The following is a 967-nucleotide window of genomic DNA, read 5'->3' on the forward strand; positions in this document are numbered from 1 at the left end:
ATAACGTCTGTGTATTCACGACACTCGACGAAGTCGAGTGTGTCCGGCTGCAACTGCTTCTCTGCCAACTACTTCTGCCGGACCGAGGGTGAATGCCCGATGCGTGAATATGATGTTATCCGATTCTGCTGGCATCTTGAATGTTCTATCAAATGCATTAATTCAGATCGCCAAATATAGCATCAGTGAGAAATGCAAATTTAGGTTTAGCTTCCTCTATTTCATCCTCAGTCATACCATTTAATATTACAAAGACTCTAGTCCCCTCATAAAAATTCATCGATAGCGTTTGACATTTAAATCCATCCACCTCACTGAATTGGTATGTAAAAATATCAGGATTGCTCCCTTTTAATTCTGTTTTCCAATGTCTTTGTTCTGACTCTAAGAGAGCGGATGATCTTTTGTTAAATTCTGTTCCTTTAGGATCATCCTCGTGATCAAATAATGTTGAGACAACAAAGCAGCTCCCCTTAAAAACCTCATTATTTTCGTAAAAATATAAAGCTCGTGTAATAGCCTCGAATGAATGTCTTAACTTTATTGTATCAACAGTAATCCAAAGAACCGGAAATTCTTTGTTCTTCAATTTTAATATTGCACTTTTATCGACTTTAATTATTTTAGGATTACGCATTCTACTACGGCTAACTTTTGTTGCTGTATGAACGTAAGCAACAAAATTATTACCTACTTTACCGCTTAAAGTGGCCATCAGATATTCATCTAAATTTGACTTATTCATATTATGTTCATTACAAGAAGGAACCGTTATCAAGTTATTTCTATATGATTTGTTTAATACGTCCTTCACGTCCTTTTCTTCTGGAAAAAGGCACTTAGGTGGGACATGCTCCATTGAAGTAGCTTCCGTACCACACCAATAACATATTGCACTGCTCATATTATCACTCCGTTGTATTTTATAAATTTTTGTGTTTTGTAGTGTTTTTTCAGCAGTTTCGGA

Annotated in this window: 1 protein-coding gene; it reads right to left on the reverse strand. The window is 36.1% G+C overall.

The window, feature by feature from the left end; all coding sequences use genetic code 11:
• Positions 1-157 precede the first annotated feature (157 nt).
• The coding region (locus MJ257_RS24580; protein WP_240271799.1) for a hypothetical protein at positions 158-967 on the reverse strand (810 nt) is incomplete at its 5' end.

Source organism: Paenibacillus timonensis, from assembly GCF_022427145.1.
Lineage (GTDB): Bacteria > Bacillota > Bacilli > Paenibacillales > Paenibacillaceae > Fontibacillus > Fontibacillus timonensis.